General features: G+C 64.6%; 15 protein-coding genes. 12 read left to right on the top strand and 3 right to left on the bottom strand.

Features of this window, described 5'->3' with window-relative positions; genetic code table 11:
• Nucleotides 1–25 precede the first annotated feature (25 nt).
• The 5 genes from BI343_RS02130 (at nucleotide 26) to BI343_RS02110 (ending at nucleotide 3,786) form a co-directional block, all read left to right on the top strand.
• Nucleotides 26–949, top strand: a complete 924-nt coding sequence (locus BI343_RS02130) for a branched-chain amino acid transaminase (RefSeq protein WP_043624708.1) — start codon at nucleotides 26–28, stop codon at nucleotides 947–949.
• A 102-nt stretch (nucleotides 950–1,051) separates the two neighbouring features.
• Nucleotides 1,052–1,252 carry a zinc-finger domain-containing protein gene (locus BI343_RS02125; protein ID WP_071108470.1) on the top strand — a complete coding sequence of 67 codons (201 nt, stop codon included), beginning with the start codon at nucleotides 1,052–1,054 and terminating at the stop codon, nucleotides 1,250–1,252.
• Between the two features lie 120 nt (nucleotides 1,253–1,372).
• Nucleotides 1,373–2,407 (top strand): lipopolysaccharide heptosyltransferase II, encoded by a 1,035-nt coding sequence (waaF, locus tag BI343_RS02120; RefSeq protein WP_071108469.1) that lies wholly within the window; start codon nucleotides 1,373–1,375, stop codon nucleotides 2,405–2,407.
• Nucleotide 2,408: 1 nt separating this feature from the next.
• Nucleotides 2,409–2,999: a TetR/AcrR family transcriptional regulator gene (locus BI343_RS02115; RefSeq protein ID WP_071108468.1), complete on the top strand. Its 591-nt coding sequence runs from the start codon at nucleotides 2,409–2,411 to the stop codon at nucleotides 2,997–2,999.
• Nucleotides 3,000–3,072: 73 nt separating this feature from the next.
• On the top strand, nucleotides 3,073–3,786 hold the full coding sequence (locus BI343_RS02110; protein ID WP_071108467.1) for a hypothetical protein: 714 nt from the start codon (nucleotides 3,073–3,075) through the stop codon (nucleotides 3,784–3,786).
• 66 nt (nucleotides 3,787–3,852) lie between these two features.
• On the opposite strand, the gene BI343_RS02105 is transcribed toward BI343_RS02110, so the two are convergent.
• The 3 genes from BI343_RS02105 to BI343_RS02095 all read right to left on the bottom strand — a co-directional run bounded on the left by BI343_RS02105 (nucleotide 3,853) and on the right by BI343_RS02095 (nucleotide 7,635).
• The gene (locus BI343_RS02105; RefSeq protein WP_071108611.1) at nucleotides 3,853–5,802 is read right to left on the bottom strand and encodes a helicase-related protein; all 1,950 of its coding nucleotides are present in this window, start codon (nucleotides 5,800–5,802) and stop codon (nucleotides 3,853–3,855) included.
• Between the two features lie 187 nt (nucleotides 5,803–5,989).
• A complete protein-coding gene (locus BI343_RS02100) occupies nucleotides 5,990–7,174 on the bottom strand; it encodes an acetyl-CoA C-acyltransferase (RefSeq protein ID WP_071108466.1) in 1,185 nt (394 codons plus the stop codon).
• Nucleotides 7,174–7,635 carry a MerR family transcriptional regulator gene (locus BI343_RS02095; RefSeq protein ID WP_223253494.1) on the bottom strand — a complete coding sequence of 154 codons (462 nt, stop codon included), beginning with the start codon at nucleotides 7,633–7,635 and terminating at the stop codon, nucleotides 7,174–7,176. Before BI343_RS02095 ends, BI343_RS02100 begins: the two co-directional genes overlap by 1 nt.
• Nucleotides 7,636–7,717: 82 nt before the next feature.
• Between BI343_RS02095 and BI343_RS02090 the strand changes: the two genes are divergently transcribed.
• The 7 genes from BI343_RS02090 to BI343_RS02060 all read left to right on the top strand — a co-directional run bounded on the left by BI343_RS02090 (nucleotide 7,718) and on the right by BI343_RS02060 (nucleotide 17,236).
• Nucleotides 7,718–8,566 carry a 3-hydroxybutyryl-CoA dehydrogenase gene (locus tag BI343_RS02090; RefSeq protein ID WP_071108464.1) on the top strand — a complete coding sequence of 283 codons (849 nt, stop codon included), beginning with the start codon at nucleotides 7,718–7,720 and terminating at the stop codon, nucleotides 8,564–8,566.
• Nucleotides 8,567–8,605: 39 nt separating this feature from the next.
• Entirely contained in the window at nucleotides 8,606–10,108 is a 1,503-nt protein-coding gene (locus BI343_RS02085) for a CoA-acylating methylmalonate-semialdehyde dehydrogenase (RefSeq protein WP_071108463.1), read from the top strand.
• 193 nt (nucleotides 10,109–10,301) lie between these two features.
• Entirely contained in the window at nucleotides 10,302–11,462 is a 1,161-nt protein-coding gene (locus BI343_RS02080) for an acyl-CoA dehydrogenase family protein (RefSeq protein ID WP_071108462.1), read from the top strand.
• A 148-nt stretch (nucleotides 11,463–11,610) separates the two neighbouring features.
• Nucleotides 11,611–12,393, top strand: a complete 783-nt coding sequence (locus tag BI343_RS02075) for an enoyl-CoA hydratase (RefSeq protein ID WP_071108610.1) — start codon at nucleotides 11,611–11,613, stop codon at nucleotides 12,391–12,393.
• A 134-nt stretch (nucleotides 12,394–12,527) separates the two neighbouring features.
• Nucleotides 12,528–13,646 carry an enoyl-CoA hydratase/isomerase family protein gene (locus tag BI343_RS02070; protein WP_071108461.1) on the top strand — a complete coding sequence of 373 codons (1,119 nt, stop codon included), beginning with the start codon at nucleotides 12,528–12,530 and terminating at the stop codon, nucleotides 13,644–13,646.
• Nucleotides 13,647–13,676: 30 nt separating this feature from the next.
• Nucleotides 13,677–14,567 (top strand): 3-hydroxyisobutyrate dehydrogenase, encoded by an 891-nt coding sequence (gene mmsB, locus BI343_RS02065; protein WP_071108460.1) that lies wholly within the window; start codon nucleotides 13,677–13,679, stop codon nucleotides 14,565–14,567.
• Nucleotides 14,568–14,710: 143 nt separating this feature from the next.
• Nucleotides 14,711–17,236 (top strand): alpha/beta hydrolase family protein, encoded by a 2,526-nt coding sequence (locus tag BI343_RS02060; protein ID WP_139165611.1) that lies wholly within the window; start codon nucleotides 14,711–14,713, stop codon nucleotides 17,234–17,236.
• The last annotated feature ends 61 nt before the right edge of the window (nucleotides 17,237–17,297 follow it).

Raw genomic sequence — 17,297 nt, 5'->3', positions numbered from 1 at the left:
AAGCACAACACAGGAGAGAACCGAGATGTCGATGGCTGATCGCGACGGATATATCTGGTATGACGGCAAGCTGGTGGACTGGCGCGACGCCACCACCCACGTCCTCACCCACACGCTGCACTACGGCATGGGCGTGTTCGAGGGCGTGCGCGCCTACGAAACCGCCGACGGACCGGCGATCTTCCGCCTGCAGGACCACACCGCCCGCCTGTTCCGCTCCGCCAAGATTCTGGGCATGAACCTGCCGTTCACCCCGGAGCAGATCAACCAGGCCCATCTGGACGTGGTGAAAGCCAACGGCCTGAAGTCCTGCTACTTCCGCCCGATGGCGTTCTACGGTTCAGGCAAGCTGGGCGTGGCGCCGATGAAGAATGACGTGCGAGTAATCGTGGCCGCCTGGCCGTGGGGCGCCTACCTGGGCGACGAGGGCCTGGAGAAAGGCATACGCGTAAAGACCAGTTCCTTCACCCGCCACCACGTCAACATCACCATGTGCAAGGCCAAGGCCAACGGCAATTACATGAACTCCATCTTGGCCAACAACGAGGCCACGGCGGACGGCTACGACGAAGCCCTGCTGCTGGATGTGGATGGCTTCGTGGCAGAAGGCTCCGGCGAAAACATCTTCATCGTTCGCAAGGGCAAGCTATATACTCCGGACCTGACCAGCGCGCTGGAAGGCATCACCCGCGACACAGTGGTGCAAATTGCCAGTGAAATGGGCCTGCAATTGGTGGAAAAGCGCATTACCCGCGACGAAGTCTACAGCGCGGACGAAGCCTTCTTCACCGGCACCGCCGCCGAGGTGACTCCGATCCGCGAACTCGACCGCCGCCCGATAGGCGACGGCGGCCGCGGCCCGATCACCGCCGAAATCCAGAAGCGCTACTTCAGCATCGTCAAGGGCCAGGATGCCGAACACCGGCACTGGCTCACTTACGTAAAATAAGCGGTAGAATCCGCATCTCGCGCGCCAGCAGCAAGCGGCCCTCCGGCCGTCCTGCTGGCGGCGCTTTTGTCGGAAGCCCGCTCGCTGCAACAAGGAACGACCATGGCAGAACTGAAAGAAAACACCGCACGCTACATCGAAGTCACCCAGCACGACCTGCCGCTGCACTGCCCGATGCCGGACATGAAGGCCTGGAACTCCCATCCCCGCGTCTACCTGCCGGTGGCCAAGACCGGCGAGGCGCGCTGTCCCTACTGCGGCACCCAGTACAAGCTGATCGGCCCGGCAGGCCATCACCACTGAGGCCATCGCCCGCATCGACGGCAAAGGGTGTGGCGCGGGCCACCCCTTTTTTGCTTGCCGCCGCCAAACGCAAGCCGCGCTGATCCAGCCGGCTTGCGTTTGGAACCGGAAGCACCCCGCATGAAAAAGAAAATCCTCGTCATCGGCCCGTCCTGGGTCGGCGACAGCGTGATGGCACAACCGCTGTACCGCCGCCTGCACCAGCGCCACCCGCAGCTGGAACTGCATGTGTTCGCGCCGTCCTGGACCCTGCCGCTCTTGGCGCGGATGCCGGAAGTGGCGAAGTCGCATCTGAATCCGTTCGGCCACGGGGCGCTGCGGCTGGCCGAGCGCTGGAAAGTGGCGCGACAGCTGGCGAAGGAAGGCTTCGACCAGGTCATCGTGCTGCCCAACTCGCTGAAATCCGCGCTCATCCCCTTGTTTGCCGGCATTCCGCTGCGCACCGGCTTCCTCGGCGAATCGCGCTACGGCCTGCTTAACGATGCGCGCGAGCTTGACGAACAGGAACTGCCGATGATGGTGGAGCGCTTCTGCGCGCTGGCGGAAGACAAGCGCTCGGCGCTGCCCCGCCCCATTCCCAATCCGCAGCTGAGCACTGATCCGGCCACCCAGCGCCAAGTGGCGGCGCGCCTGGGTCTCGATCTGACGCGCCCGGCCGTCGCCTTCTGCCCCGGCGCGGAATACGGACCGGCCAAACGCTGGCCCGCCCACCACTTCGCCGAGCTGGCGCGCCGCTTCGATGCCGCCGGCTACGCGGTATGGCTGTTCGGCTCAGGCAAGGACAAGGAGATCGGCGACGAAATCGCCCGCCTGTCCGCGGGCAGCGCCATCAACCTGTGCGGCGCGACTGGACTGGAAGAAGCGATAGACCTGATCGGGCTGGCCGCGCTTGCCGTCTGCAACGACTCCGGCCTGATGCACGTCGCCGCGGCGCTCGACAAGCCCCTGGTCGCGCTGTATGGCTCGTCCAGCCCCGACTTCACGCCGCCGCTGTCCGACCGCGCCGCCATCGTATCGCTGAATCTGGACTGCAGCCCCTGCTTCGAGCGCAGCTGTCCGTACGGGCACACCGACTGTCTGGAAAAAATGCAACCCGACATGGTCTGGCAGGCGTCGCAGACTCTGCTGCCGGCTTTGACCGCCCCCCAGGAATGATATGAGCGTAGTGGAAACCCCAAGACCGCCCGAAGAAAACAACCGCCGCATGGCGCTGGTGCGCGCCGCCGCCGTGCTGTTTCGCGACCAGGGCTACGAGCGCACCACCGTGCGCGACCTGGGCAGCGCCGTCGGCATGCAATCCGGCAGCCTGTTCTATCATTTCCGCACCAAGGAAGAGATTCTGGTGGCGGTGATGGCGCTGGGCATTACCAGCACCACCGAGCAACTGGCCGCGGCGCTGGCAGAAGCCAACTCGCTGCGCGACAAGCTGGCCGCCCTGTTTCGCGTGCACCTGAACTCCCTGCTGGGCGACAACCAGGCCGCGCTGGAAGTGATGTTGTACGAATGGCGCAGCGTATCGGAAACCGCCAAGCCCGGACTGATAGTGTTGCGCGACCGCTATGAAGCGCTATGGCAACAAGTGCTGGACGAGGCCGCCGCCGCCGGACTGGTCAAGCAAGATACCCGCCTGCTGCGCCGCACGCTGTTAGGCAGCCTGCACTGGACGGTGCAATGGTACCGCCGCGATGGCGAACTCAGCGTCGATGACCTGGCCAGGCACATGCTGCAGCTAGTGCTAACCGAATAGACCGCAAAAAAATCAAGCTGTCGGTCGAAAAATGTACTAATATCAGCGATATAGGAACACTGTGACTGTAGCCATGGCAAACATCGCCAGCATTGGCAACACGACGACGCAACCACACTATGCCGTGTCGAACACGCGGCAGGTGCAGTCGTCGCTGGACACCGCCCAGCCCGCTGTCCAGCAAGCCACCAGCCAGCCGCAAACGCAGACCGCGGTCCGGCAGAACCCGGACACCGCACGCGTGGAACAGCAACTGCAACAACAGCTGACCAATAGCCGCAGCCAGCAGGCGCTGCAGAGCGCTCAGCAAACGCAACGCGCTCAACAAAACCAGGCGGCGCAAACGGCACAGGCGGAGAATGCCAGCGCCGCGCAGGCCAGGTCTCCTGCTACGCCTCAGGTCAATCCCACCCAGGTGAATAACACTGCAGCGGTTCTGGCGACTAACCCCCAGCCGGCCACCGCCGCCGCCATCGCGCCCGCGGTCAATGGCAATGCCGCCCCGACGGCTGCGCCGGCCGAGAGCAACGCGGCCAATAACAATGGCGCAACCGCCGCCGCCAAGCAAACCACCCGCGCCGCCAACCAACCGGCCCAGACGCAACAGGCAGCTGCGCCGCCCACTCCGGCGCAAATCGCCACCGCGCCAGCTACCTTGGCCACGCAGAGCGTCAGCCGGGCCCAACAGCTGATTGGCAGCGGCAGGCAAGATTTGGCGCAATATCAGGCGACCCAGTCTTTGCTGGAGCCTAGCGTCTCCACCCCCCATATCTCCACCAAGGTCTAAGGCCTCCGGCGATGTGAAATAAAAATCCCCGCGCAGCACGCGGGGCTTTGGCTTTATTGCTCAGCATCAACTGCGGCGGCGGGTGCCCGGCTTGCGCCGCTCAAAGCCATTGCCCTTGCCGCTCTTGCGCTTTTGCGCGTTCTGCACTTGCAGCAAGGCGTCAATGCGTTCCGAGGTGCTTTGCATCAGCAACTGGGCCATCTCGCCATCCGGGAAGGTGTCGGGCATGCGATAGCCCAGCCAAGCGTAAGCGGCATACAGCTTGCAGCTGTCTTCCAGGTATTGCAGCTCGTTGCGGCCGCCGGTGCCCATCATCCGCAGCAGCGGCGCGGCCTTGCCGCGGGCGCGGTGTTCGGCCCAGTCATGCAGGGCGCTCTCCAGCATCGGAATCTTGGTCGAGATCGGGCACAGACTGAAGGTATAGCGGTCAGCCAGGCTCAGGGGCAAGGCGTCCAGCCACTCGGCTTTTTCCATCTGGTCGGACAGATTGGCCGGCAGGAAGAACTCATCGTGCACATTGATGTGCTTGGCAAACAGGCTCAGCAGAGCCTTGAGCCTGACCTCCCCCGTCGCCTGCGAGATGGCTTCCAGGTACTTCAGGCTAGGCGCGACGAAGAAGCCGTTGTTCGGCAGCGGCTCGGCCTTTTGCCGCAGCAGCGCGGCTATCGTCTTATGGGTGAGGCCGTCGAAGCCGGCCACATAGCCGGTTTCATGCTTGCCGAAACGGCCGGCGCGGCCGGCGATCTGCTTGGCCAGCGGGGCGGCGATGACGCCCTCGGCGTAGCCGTCCCACTTGCTGGCGGTGGTGAAGATGATGCGCCGCGCCGGCGTGTTAAGCCCCATGCCGATGGCGTCGGTGGCGACCACCACCTGGGTTTCGCCGGACACGAAGCGTTCGGCCTGCGCCTGGCGCACTTCCGGCGACAGATTGCCGTAGATGGCAGACACCGTCAGCCCCTGCTCTATCACCTTGTCGCGCCAGTTCAGCACCTCGCGCCGAGAGAACGCGATCAGCACATCGCCCGGCTTCAGATTCTTCAAGGACAGCAACGGCGCCTTGTCCATCTGCAGCGCGGTCTTGCGCTCCAGCGTGCGCACTTCCAACGTGCCGCCGACGCGCGCCACCAACGATTCGATCGCCTCGCGCGACTCCGGCGCGCCCACCAGGTAAACGGTCTGCGCTGGCACGCCGCACACGGCCGCGGTCCAGGCCGCGCCGCGGTCCGGATCGTCCAGCAGTTGAATTTCGTCTATCACCGCCACCTCAACCTGGCGCTCCGGATTCAGCATCTCCACCGTGCTGGCGACGTGGGTGGCGTCCGGATGCAGCTTGCGCTGCTCGCCCGTGATCAGGCTGACGGCGATGCCGGCCTCTTGCAGCCGGGTATAGTTCTCCAGCGCCAGCAGGCGCAGCGGCGCCAGGTAGACGCCGCTCTTGGCCTTTTGCAGATGCTCCATCGCCGCGTGGGTCTTGCCGGAATTGGTGGGCCCCAGTACCGCGATGAAATGGCGCTGCATCGCATAGGCCGTGGCGAACGACTCGGGATAGCGCGACAGGTTGACCGCGTCGCGGGTCTTGGCGGCGGCCTTGTCGGCGCTTTGCCGGCTGCGCGCGGCGGCCACCCGGTCCAGCGCGATGGCGCAGCGCACCTTGGCGCGTTCGTACTTGGCCATGAAGGCGCTCAGCGCGCGCAGCGGCTCGATGCCGTCCACCGCGAACACCTCGCGCGCGCAAGCCAATAGTTGCGCCTCCATCTTCAGCCGCGCGGCATCGTTCCAGCGTTCCTTGACCAAAGCCAGCCGGTCTTCCGCCGACAGCTTGCGCCATTTGCCGCTCTTGCCGAGGAAGCCTTCGTCCGGCACCAGGTGATAAGGGATGCGGTGGCCATCCAGCTCCAGTTCGCCATGCACCGACACCGCGTGGCTGCCCTCGGTGGTGACGATGGTGGCGTTGTGTTCCGCCAGATAATCGTCCAGCTGGATCTCGGGCGGCAGCGCTTCGATGGTGTCAGTCATGGCGGCATTCGTTTGCAGGGCTAAAGGCGGGCGATGATAAAGCAGCCGGCGGCGATGCGCCAGCCGCTCAGGCTTGCTATCACCATCCATCAAGACTTCCGTCAATGCAAGCGTGGCTTGATGCGTCGCCAAAAAACAGGCCGCCAACACATGCCGGCGGCCTGCAGTTGCGGTTTTCGATTTCGCTTTATACCAATTCCACCGCCAGCGCGGTGGCTTCGCCGCCGCCTATGCACAGACTGGCCACACCGCGCTTGCCGCCGCGCTGTTTCAGGGCCGACAGCAGCGAGATGACGATGCGGGCGCCGGACGCGCCGATCGGATGGCCCAGGGCGCAGGCGCCGCCATGCACGTTGACCTTGTCGTGCGGCAGTTTCAGGTCGTGCATCGCCGCCATCGTCACCACGGCGAAGGCTTCATTGATCTCGTACAGATCCACCTCGCCAGCCTTCCAGCCGGTCTTGGCCAACAGTTTTTCAATGGCGTGCACCGGAGCGGTAGTGAACCAGCCCGGCTCGTGGGCGAAGCTGCTGTGGCCGACGATGCGGGCGATGGGCTTCAGGCCGCGTTTGGCCGCTTCGGCCGCCGTCATCAGCACCAGCGCGGCGCCGCCGTCGGAAATGGAGCTGGAATTGGCCGGAGTCACGGTGCCGTCCTTCTTGAACGCCGGCTTCAAGGTCGGGATCTTGTCCAGATTGGCCTTCAGCGGCTGCTCGTCGGTGTCAACCACAGTGTCGCCGCCGCGGCCCGGCACCGTCACCGCCGCGATCTCGTCCTTGAACTGGCCGCCCTTGATCGCCTGTTGCGCTCGGGTCAACGAGGCGATGGCGAATTCGTCCTGATCCTGGCGGCTGAAGCCGTATTTCTCGGCGCACTGCTCGGCGAACACGCCCATCAGCGTGCCCTTCTGATACGCGTCTTCCAGGCCGTCCAGGAACATGTGGTCCTTGAGCTCGCCGTGCCCCAGGCGCAGGCCGCCACGGGCCTTAGGCACCAGATACGGCGCGTTGCTCATGCTTTCCATGCCGCCGGCCACCACCACGCTGCCGTTTCCGGCCAACAATTGGTCATGCGCCATCATCAGCGCCTTCATGCCGGAACCGCACATCTTGTTGATGGTGGTGCACGGCGTGGACTGCGGCAGGCCGCCGCCCAGCGCAGCCTGGCGCGCCGGCGCCTGGCCCTGGCCGGCCGGCAGCACGCAGCCCATGATCACTTCGTCCACCTCGCCGGCGGAGACGCCGGCGCGCTCCACCGCGGCGCGGATCGCGGCCGCGCCCAGCTGGCTGGCGGTCAGACCTGACAGCGCGCCCTGGAAGCCGCCCATGGCGGTGCGCGCCATGCCCACGATCACGATTTCCTGTTGTTGCATCACAGCTCCTTTGCTCGATTGTGGCCGTTGTTGCGTTTGCCCAGCGTCTTTTCGCATTGGGCGCGCAACTGGCCGATTTCAGTCAGCACCACCTTGATGTCTTCCATCTGCTCCAACAGCTGCTGCTCCTTGCGCGCCAGGATGCGGATGAATTCCTGCAACTGCGGCGCGTCGTCGTGCGCCGCGTCGTACAGCGCGAACAGCTCGCGTATCTCTTGCAGGGACAGGCCTATGCGTTTGCCGCGCAGGATCAGCATCAGCCGCACGCGGTCGCGCCGGTTGTAGATGCGGCGCTGCCCGGCCCGCGCCGGCTCCAACAGGCCTTGGTCCTCGTAGAAGCGGATGGCGCGGGTGGTGACGTCGAATTCCTGCGCCAATTCCGTGATATTGAAAACCTGCTCGCCCATATGTCTGTACCCCGATTCTTCCTCTGCGGCCACGCGCGCCACAGTCGGCTGCATTTGTGTTCATTGTCTGTTGACGTTGACGTAAACGTCAAGTTATCGTGATCAAAAGTTAGAGCAAACAGTCCAGGAGAAACAGATGAGCCAGAAAATCGGCGTGGTGGGCGCAGGCACCATGGGCAACGGCATCGCCCAGGTCTTCGCGATGAAGGGCTTCGAGGTGGTGCTGGCCGACGTCAACGACGCGACCCTGGTCAAAGGCATGGCCAATATCAATATCAGCCTGCAGCGGATGGCCAAGAAAGAGCTGATCGCCGAAGCCAACATTCCCGGCATCGTCGCTCATATCCGCTCCACAACCAAGCTGGCCGATCTGGCCGGCTGCGATGTGGTGATCGAGGCCGCCACCGAAAACGCCGCCGTCAAGGAACAGATCTTCCGCGACCTGGACGCCGCAGTCGGCGAAAAGTGCATCCTCGCCTCCAACACCTCGTCCATCTCCCTTACCCGCATCGCCAGCTGGGTCAGCCACCCGGAGCGCGTGGTGGGCATGCACTTCATGAACCCGGTGCCGGTGATGCAATTAGTGGAGATCATCCGCGCGCTGCAAACCGGCGACGAAGCCTACCAAACTGTCTTCCACTTATCTCAAGCGCTGGGCAAAACGCCGGTCACGGTGAAGGATGCCGCCGGTTTCGTCTCCAACCGCGTGCTGATGCCGATGATCAACGAGGCCGCCTTCGCGCTGCATGAAAACCTGGCCACCGCAGAGGACATCGACACCGTGATGAAGCTGGGCATGAACCACCCGATCGGCCCCTTGGCGCTGGCCGACCTGATAGGCCTGGACACCTGCCTGTCCATCATGGACATCCTGTACCACGAATTCCGCGACAGCAAATACCGCGCCTGCCCGTTGCTCGCGCAGCTGGTGCAGGCCGGACACCTGGGCCGCAAGAGCGGCAAGGGTTTCTACAGCTACAACTGAGCAGCGCCATCAGCCCGAACAATTAGAGGAGGCAGTGCCATGAGCCAGTCGGTACCCAACATCAAGCTGTTGATAGGCGGCGAATTCGTCGAATCCCAAACCACGGAATGGCGCGACATCGTCAATCCGGCCACCCAGGAAGTGCTGGCGCGCGTGCCGCTGGCCACCGCCGACGAGGTGAACGCCGCCGTCGCCGCCGCCAAGGAAGCGTTCAAGACCTGGAAGAAAACGCCGATCGGCGCCCGCGCCCGCATTTTCCTGAAATACCAGCAGTTGATCCGCGAAAACATGAAGGAATTGGCCGCCATCCTCACCGCCGAACAGGGCAAGACCCTGGCCGACGCCGAAGGCGACATCTTCCGCGGCCTGGAGGTGGTGGAGCACGCCGCCAATATCGGCACCCTGCAGATGGGCGAATACGCCGAAAACGTCGCCGGCGGCGTGGACACCTACACCGTGCAGCAGCCGCTGGGCGTGTGTGCCGGCATCACTCCGTTCAACTTCCCGGCCATGATTCCGCTGTGGATGTTCCCGATGGCCATCGCCACCGGCAATACCTTCGTGCTGAAGCCGTCCGAGCAAGACCCGATGGTGACGATGCGCCTGGTCGAGCTGGCGCTGGAAGCCGGCATTCCCAAGGGCGTGCTCAACGTGGTTCACGGCGCGGCGTCGGTAGTCGACGCCATCTGCGACCACCCCGACATCAAGGCGGTGTCCTTCGTCGGCTCCACCAAGGTGGGCACCCACGTCTACCAGCGCGCCACCCTCAGCGGCAAGCGCGCCCAATGCATGATGGGCGCCAAAAACCACGCCATCGTGCTGCCGGATGCCAATAAGGAGCAGGCGCTGAACCAGCTGACCGGCGCGGCCTTCGGCGCCGCCGGCCAGCGCTGCATGGCGCTCAGCGTGGCGGTGCTGGTAGGCGAGGCCCAGCAGTGGATTCCGGAACTGGTGGCCAAGGCCAAGGGGCTGAAAGTGGGCCCGGGCAAGGACAACCCCGACCTCGGCCCGGTGATCTCCTGCGCCGCGCTGGACCGCGTCAAAAGCCTGATCGCCCGCGGCGTCGAGGAAGGCGCCAAGCTGGAGCTGGACGGCCGCGGCGTGAAAGTCGCCGGTTTCGACAACGGCAACTTCGTCGGCCCCACCATCTTCTCCGGCGTCAAACCCGAGATGGCGATCTACCACCAGGAAATCTTCGGCCCAGTGCTGTGCCTGATGGCCGCCGACACGCTGGATGAAGCCATCGCCATCATCAACGCCAACCCCAACGGCAACGGCACCGCCATCTTCACCCAGAGCGGCGCGGCGGCGCGCAAGTTCCAGGAAGAGATCGACGTCGGCCAAGTGGGCATCAACGTGCCGATCCCGGTGCCGGTGCCGCTGTTCAGCTTCACCGGCAGCCGCGCGTCCAAGCTGGGCGACCTCGGCCCCTACGGCAAGCAGGTGGTGGCCTTCTACACCCAGACCAAGACCGTCACCAGCCGCTGGTTCGACGACGAGGCCAGCAGCGGCAAGGTGCACACCACCATCTCGCTGCGCTGATTTAGCAATGAATTAGCCACGGAAACACACGGAACAACACGGAAAAAACGGCTATCGCTTGGCCCCGAGCGCTAAGTACCACAGCGGGAAAGCAGGGAATTCAGACTTCGACATGGCAGGGGGAAGACTGAACCAACCATCGTTACCGTGCCCTTTCCGTGTGCTTCCGTGGCAAAAAATCAAAGGATTCATCATGGATTTCGCCTTATCCGAAGACCAACTCGCCTTCCAACAAAGCGCCCGTGATTTCGCCGAGCGCGAGCTGGCCCCGCGCGCGGCCGAATGGGATGCCGAGTCCCTCTTCCCGCTGGACGTGATCCGCAAGAGCGGCGACATGGGTTTTCTGGGCCTGTACACGCCGGAAGCTTACGGCGGCCTGGGCCTGTCGCGGCTGGACTCCGCCATCGTGTTCGAGGAGCTGGCCGCCGGCTGCACCTCCACCGCCGCCTACCTGACCATCCACAACATGGTCAGCTGGATGATCGCCAGCTTCGGCAGCCAGCAGCTGGCTGAACAATGGGTGCCGAAAATGGTGACCGGCGAAGTCTTGGGCAGCTACTGTCTGACCGAGCCGGGCGCCGGCTCCGACGCCGCCTCGCTGAAAACCCGCGCTGAGAAAAAGGGCGAGGTCTACGTGCTCAACGGCGGCAAGATGTTCATCTCCGGCGCCGGCAGCACCCAGTTGCTGGTGGTGATGGCCCGCACCGGCGGCCCCGGCCCCAAGGGCATCTCCGCCTTCGTGGTGCCAGCCGACGCGTCGGGCGTCAGCTACGGCAAGAAGGAAAAGAAGATGGGCTGGAATAGCCAGCCCACCCGCGCCATCACCTTCGACAACGTGGAAATCCCGGTAGCCAATCGCCTGGGCGAAGAAGGCCAGGGCTTCGCCTTCGCCATGAAGGGGCTGGACGGCGGCCGCATCAATATCGCCACCTGCGCCGTCGGCACCGCCCAGTCCGCGCTGAACGCCGCGCAGCGCTATGTGCAGGAACGCCAGCAATTCGGCCAGCCGCTGGCGGAATTGCAAACCGTGCAGTTCCGCTTGGCCGACATGCTGACCGAGCTGGTGGCGGCGCGCCAGATGGTGCGCCTGGCCGCCTGGAAGCTGGACAACGCCAGCGCCGACGCCACCGCCTATTGCGCGATGGCAAAGCGCCTGGCCACCGATCTGAGTTTCAATATCGCCAACAACGCGCTGCAGCTGTTCGGCGGCTACGGCTATCTGCAGGACTTCCCGCTGGAGCGCCACGTGCGCGACCTGCGCGTGCACCAGATACTGGAAGGCACCAACGAGGTGATGCGGATGATAGTCGCGCGCAAGCTGCTGCAGGACGGCGCGCTGGAAACGCTGCGTTAATTGATATAGCCACGGAAAAACACGGAAACTTCATCCCGACAGCGCGGCGATCCACAACGCAAAAGCGCATTCATCACAGGCAGACGTGTTGTTGATTTCTTCCGTGCCTTTCCGTGTGCTTCCGTGGCTAAAAAACAAGGACCAGGACATGCAAAGCTACGCCCACCTGAACGTGGAAAAACGCGGCCACACCGCCGTGGTGACGATAGACAATCCGCCGGCCAACACTTGGAACCGCGCCAGCCTGACCGCGCTGAAACAGCTGGTGGCCGATCTCAACGCCGACCGCGACATCTACGCGCTGGTCATCACCGGCCAGGGCGAGAAGTTCTTCTCAGCCGGCGCGGACCTGAATCTGTTCGCCGACGGCGACAAGAAGGTGGCCACCGAGATGACCATGCTGTTCGGCGAGGCCTTCGAGGCGCTGTCCGGCTTCCGCGGCGTCAGCATCGCCGCGCTCAACGGCTACGCCATGGGCGGCGGCCTGGAATGCGCCCTGGCCTGCGACATTCGCATCGCCGAAGAACAAAGCCAGATGGCGCTGCCAGAAGCCGGCGTCGGCCTGCTGCCTTGCGCCGGCGGCACCCAGAACCTGCCGTGGCTGGTGGGCGAAGGCTGGGCCAAGCGCATGATTCTGTGCGGCGAGCGCATCAACGCCGCCACCGCCGAGCGCATCGGCCTGGTGGAGCAGGTGGTGGCCAAGGGCGAGGCGCTGGAAACCGCCATCAAGCTGGCCGAGGGCGTGGCCAAGCAGTCGCCGTCGTCGGTCGGCGTGTGCAAGCAGCTGGTGCAGGCCGCCCGCACCCAGCCGCCGGCTTGGAACCTGATCAAGGAACGCGAGGCCTTCATCAAGCTGTTCGACACCTACGATCAAGGCGAAGGCACGCGCGCCTTCCTGGAAAAGCGCGCGCCGAACTGGAAGAACGCCTGAGCTCAAAACACATGGCCACAAACCCCACGAAAACCGCGAAAGCGGCGAGCCGCGACCCCGGATCAATGGCGGCGGCGGTTCGCCGCCTTCCTGCAGTCTTTCGTGGTTAACAACAGCCTTTCCGGAGCCTCCCCATGCATGACGTGGTGCTGTTTGATGAACTACCTACCGGCGATGGCCATCGCATCGCCATCGCCACCCTCAATGCCGAAAAATCGCTGAACGCGCTGACGCTGGACATGATCCGGCTGCTGGATTCGCGCCTCACCATCTGGGAGCGCGATGCAGGCATCGTCGCCGTGGTGCTGCGCGGCTCAGGCGAGCGCGCCTTCTGCGCCGGCGGCGATGTGCGCAGCCTGCGCGAAAAACTGGTAGCCGAGCCGCACTACCCGCATCCGCACGCGGTGGCTTTCTTCACCGAGGAGTACACGCTCGACTACCGCATCCACCGCTACAGGAAACCCTTGATTGTATGGGGCGGCGGCATCGTCATGGGCGGCGGCCTGGGCCTGATGGCCGGCGCCAGCCACCGCGTGGTCACGCCCGTCACCCGCATCGCGATGCCGGAAATCACCATCGGCCTGTACCCGGACGTGGGCGGCAGCTGGTTCCTGCAACGCATGCCGGCGCACCTGGGCCTGTTCCTGGCCTTGACCGGCGCGCCGCTGAACGCCCACGACGCGCTGATCGCCAATCTGGCCGATCATGTGCTGGCGGCGGATGCCTACCCGGCTTTGCTGGAGGCCCTGCAAGCGGCCAACTGGGGAGACGACGCCCACGCGCGGCCAGCCCTGGTCAGCGCGCTGCTGAACCAGCTGGAAAGCCAGCTCGGCGACGCGCTGCCGGCGTCCAACGTCGAACGCAATCTGCTGGCTGTGCACCGGCTGATGAACAAGGGCGACCTGGCCGCCGTCGCCTCCGCGCTGACTCAAACGGCGTTCGAAGACCCGTGGCTCGCCGACGCCGCCAAGAATTTCGCCCACGGCTGCCCCACCTCCGCCGCCGTCAGCTGGGAAATCCTGAACCGCTCCAAACACATGTCTCTGGCCGAGGCCTTGCGGATGGAGCTGGTGCTGTCGGTCAACTTCTGCGCCCGCTCGGATTTCCCGGAAGGCGTGCGCGCGCTGCTGGTGGACAAAGACCGCAATCCGCATTGGAGCCGCCAGTTGCAGGACATCGACCAGGCCTGGGTGGATGGGCACTTCGAATCGCCATGGCGCGATGGGGACCACCCCCTGGCCGCGCTGAAATAAAACAAACAGAACCAAACAGAGGAGAGCAGCATGGAAAACATCGCCTTCATCGGCCTGGGCAATATGGGCGGCCCGATGGCCGTCAATCTGCTGAACAAGGGCTTCAAGGTCAATGCCTTCGACCTGTCGCCCGAAGCCTTGTCCAAGGTAGCCGCGGCCGGCGGCCGGGCCGCTTCCAGCGCCGCCGACGCGGCCAAGGACGCGGGGGTGGTGATCTCCATGCTGCCTGCAGGCAAACATGTAGCCAACCTGTACCTGGGCGATGAAGGCCTGTTCGCCAAACTGCCCAAGGGCACGCTGGTCATAGACTGCAGCACCATAGACGCCGGCACGGCACGCCAAGTGGCGGAAGCCGCGCAAGCGCGCGGCCTGTCCATGCTGGACGCGCCGGTGTCCGGCGGCACCGCTGGCGCGGCTGCCGGCACCCTGACCTTCATCGTCGGCGGCGCGGCGGAAGACCTCTCCCGCGCCCGCCCGGTGCTGGAAGCGATGGGCAAGAACATCTTCCACGCCGGTGGCGCCGGCGCCGGCCAGACCGCCAAGATCTGCAACAACATGCTGCTGGGCATCCTGATGGCCGGCACCGCCGAGGCCTTGGCGCTGGGCGTCAAAAACGGCCTGGACCCGAAAGTGCTGTCCGAAATCATCAGCAAAAGCTCCGGCCGCAACTGGGCTACCGAACTCTACAACCCCTGGCCCGGCGTGATGGAAAATGCCCCGGCCAGCCGCAACTACGCCGGCGGCTTCATGTCCGAGCTGATGCTGAAGGACCTGGGGCTGGCCGAGGAAACCGCGCTGCAAAGCCACGCCGCCAATCCGCTGGGCGCGCTGGCGCGCAATCTGTATGAAGAACACGTGCACCAGGGCAACGGCAAGCTGGACTTCTCCAGCATCGTCAAATACTTCCATACGGTGAATTGAACAGGTCAAGACCATCACCCCAACACATATGACATGTGATAAATTCGTCATTGTGTCTTTCCAACGGGAGGCCGCGTCAGCAGCCTCCCGTTGCCGCTTGATAAACGGACAATCGCCACAACAAGATGTCTACAAGGATGACCATGTTTCCATTGCACGCTCTGAAGGGCATCGCCGCCGCCACGCTGGCGGCCTGCGCCATGCTGCCCGCCGCCGCATCCGCCGTCGGTTATCAGCAACCGCCGGCCAACATCCTCAAAGTGATGCGCGCGCCGTCGCTGCCCGGCCCCAGCATCAGCCCCACCAAGGACAGCATGCTGCTGGTGGCCTGGCAGGAGTATCCCTCCATCGCCCGCGTGGCCGCGCCTTACCTGAAACTGGCCGGCACCCGCGTCGAGCCGGCCAATCGCAGCAAGCACGACACGCCAGGCGGCTACGGCATCGCCCCGTGCGCCGAAAGCTTCAAGCTGGTGGCCCTCCCCAGCGGCAAGGAAACGGCGATCGCGCTGCCGGCCGGCGCCTGCCCGGATGCGCCGATCTGGTCCGCCGACGGCAAACGCTTCGCCTTCGCCAACACCACCAAGAGTGCGGTAGAAGTCTGGGTCGGCGATGTCGCCAGCGGCCGGATCCGCAAGCTTCCCGGCATCCGCCTGAACCCGATGCTCAACGATGAACTGCAATGGATGCCGGACCAGAAAACCTTGCTGGTCAAGGCCGTGCCGACCAAGCTGGGACCGCCGCCGGTGAAGGATGCAGGCCCGGAAGGGCCCAATGTGCAAGAAGCCGATGGCGAAAAGGGCCAGAGCAGCACCTATGAAACCCGCGATACGCTGAACAGCCCGCACGACGAAGCGCTGTTCGACTACTACGCCGCCTCGCAGCTGCTGCTGGTGGACGCCGCCAGCGGCAAAGCCACGCCGCTTGGCCAATCGGCTCTATACGATGGTGTGGCCCCGGCGCCGGACGGCAAGCACATCCTGGTGTCCAGCGTGCGCAAACCCTATTCCTACGTCACCACTTACCAACGCTTCCCGCATGAAGTGCAGGTATGGAATATTTCCAAGCCTGGCCGCATCGCCATCCACACCGTCGCCTCCCTTCCGTTGGCCGACCGCGTGCCGGTGCATGGCGAGCCGCTGGGCCCGCGCGATTTCTTCTGGCGCGCCACCGAGCCGGCCACCCTGCTCTGGGCCGAGGCGCTGGATGGCGGCGACTGGCAGAACACCGTGCCGGCGCGCGACAAGGTGATGATGCAAAAAGCGCCGTTCACCGCCGCGCCGGTAGAAATTCTGCGCACCACTCAACGTTTCGCCGGCATAGACTGGACCGAGCGCGCCGACACCGCGCTAGTGCATGAGATCGACCTGAACAAACACTGGCGGCAGACCCGCATCGTCAACATCGACGATGCGAAACAGGCGGGCAAACTGCTGTGGGATATGTCCTTCGACAACAAGTACGCCGATCCGGGCAGCCCGGTGCACCGCACCCTGGCCAATGGCGAACGGGTGATCCAACTGGAAGGCGACGCCATCTACCTGGCCGGCGCCGGCGCCTCCCCGCAAGGCAACCGCCCCTTCCTGGACAAGCTGAACCTGAAAACCGGCGAAAGCCAGCGCCTGTTCCGCAGCGACAAATCCGCCTATGAGCGCTTCATCGGCCTGTCCAGCCAAAGCGGCAGCTTCCTGACCTGGCGCCAGACCCCGACCGAGGCGCCCAACGCCTTCCTGCGCAAACTGGGCAGCCCCATCAGCGCCGACAAGGGCGAAGCCGTTTTCTCGTCCACCCCGTCCGTCGTCACCCGCATCGTCGACCCGACGCCGGAGCTGCGCCAGATCAAGAAGCGGCTGGTCAAATACAAGCGCGCCGACGGGCTGGAACTGTCGTTCACGCTGTATACGCCACCCGGCTACCAGGAAGGCACCCGCATCCCGGCCATCCTCAATGCCTACCCGCTGGACTACGCCGACGCCGCCAGCGCCGGCCAGGTCAGCGGTTCGCAGCAGACTTTCACCCGCCTGTACCAGTACAAATACCTGTTGCTGGCCGGCTACGCCGTCATCGACCAGGCCTCTTTCCCGGTGGTGGGCGACCCGAAAGCCGCCTACGACAGCTATCTGGACCAGCTGAAGATGGATGCCGAGGCCGCCGTGAATGAGGCGGTGAAACTGGGCGTGGTGGATCCGGACCGCGTGGCCGTCACCGGCCACAGCCATGGCGCGCTGATGACGGCCAACCTGCTGGCGCATACCGACCTGTTCCGCGCCGGCGCGGCCACCAGCGGCTCGTACAACAAGACGCTGACGCCGTTTGGCTTCCAGAGCGAGCGCCGCTCGGTATGGGAAGCGCCCGATGTCTATCGCAAGGTGTCCACCTTCTTCTACGCCGACAAGCTGAAAGCGCCGATTCTGATCGTCCACGGCACCGACGACGCCAACCCCGGCACCACCCCGCTGCAGGCTTCCAAGTTCTTCGAGGCCATCCGCGGCAACGGCGGCACCACGCGTCTGGTGATGCTGCCGCACGAGCCGCACTGGTACGCCGCGCGCGAATCCAACGAGCAACTGGTGTACGAAATGCTCAACTGGTTCGACAAGTACGTGAAAAACGCCCCGCCGCGCGCGCAGAAGACCGCGCAAGCCGGGCAGGGCGCAGCGCAACAGCAGTAATCGAGTGACGCGCCCATCCGGGCCGAGTCCATCAGACGATGGGCGCGGCCCGTTTCCATTT

The sequence above is a fragment of the Chromobacterium amazonense genome (assembly GCF_001855565.1).
In the GTDB taxonomy this organism is placed as follows: Bacteria; Pseudomonadota; Gammaproteobacteria; order Burkholderiales; family Chromobacteriaceae; genus Chromobacterium; species Chromobacterium amazonense.
Note: the sequence above shows the minus strand (reverse complement) of the source record. Positions and strands in the feature narration are given on the sequence as shown.

What these genes read in the sequence shown, in the direction of transcription:
- BI343_RS02130 (WP_043624708.1), top strand. Translation starts at nt 26, where the DNA reads ATGTCGATGGCTGATCGCGACGGATATATCTGGTATGACGGCAAGCTG.
- BI343_RS02080 (WP_071108462.1), top strand. Translation starts at nt 10,302, where the DNA reads ATGGATTTCGCCTTATCCGAAGACCAACTCGCCTTCCAACAAAGCGCC.
- BI343_RS02060 (WP_139165611.1), top strand. Translation starts at nt 14,711, where the DNA reads ATGTTTCCATTGCACGCTCTGAAGGGCATCGCCGCCGCCACGCTGGCG.
- BI343_RS02090 (WP_071108464.1), top strand. Translation starts at nt 7,718, where the DNA reads ATGAGCCAGAAAATCGGCGTGGTGGGCGCAGGCACCATGGGCAACGGC.
- BI343_RS02085 (WP_071108463.1), top strand. Translation starts at nt 8,606, where the DNA reads ATGAGCCAGTCGGTACCCAACATCAAGCTGTTGATAGGCGGCGAATTC.
- BI343_RS02115 (WP_071108468.1), top strand. Translation starts at nt 2,409, where the DNA reads ATGAGCGTAGTGGAAACCCCAAGACCGCCCGAAGAAAACAACCGCCGC.
- BI343_RS02105 (WP_071108611.1), bottom strand. Translation starts at nt 5,802, where the DNA reads ATGACTGACACCATCGAAGCGCTGCCGCCCGAGATCCAGCTGGACGAT.
- BI343_RS02075 (WP_071108610.1), top strand. Translation starts at nt 11,611, where the DNA reads ATGCAAAGCTACGCCCACCTGAACGTGGAAAAACGCGGCCACACCGCC.
- BI343_RS02095 (WP_223253494.1), bottom strand. Translation starts at nt 7,635, where the DNA reads ATGCAGCCGACTGTGGCGCGCGTGGCCGCAGAGGAAGAATCGGGGTAC.
- waaF (WP_071108469.1), top strand. Translation starts at nt 1,373, where the DNA reads ATGAAAAAGAAAATCCTCGTCATCGGCCCGTCCTGGGTCGGCGACAGC.
- BI343_RS02070 (WP_071108461.1), top strand. Translation starts at nt 12,528, where the DNA reads ATGCATGACGTGGTGCTGTTTGATGAACTACCTACCGGCGATGGCCAT.
- BI343_RS02125 (WP_071108470.1), top strand. Translation starts at nt 1,052, where the DNA reads ATGGCAGAACTGAAAGAAAACACCGCACGCTACATCGAAGTCACCCAG.
- BI343_RS02110 (WP_071108467.1), top strand. Translation starts at nt 3,073, where the DNA reads ATGGCAAACATCGCCAGCATTGGCAACACGACGACGCAACCACACTAT.
- mmsB (WP_071108460.1), top strand. Translation starts at nt 13,677, where the DNA reads ATGGAAAACATCGCCTTCATCGGCCTGGGCAATATGGGCGGCCCGATG.
- BI343_RS02100 (WP_071108466.1), bottom strand. Translation starts at nt 7,174, where the DNA reads ATGCAACAACAGGAAATCGTGATCGTGGGCATGGCGCGCACCGCCATG.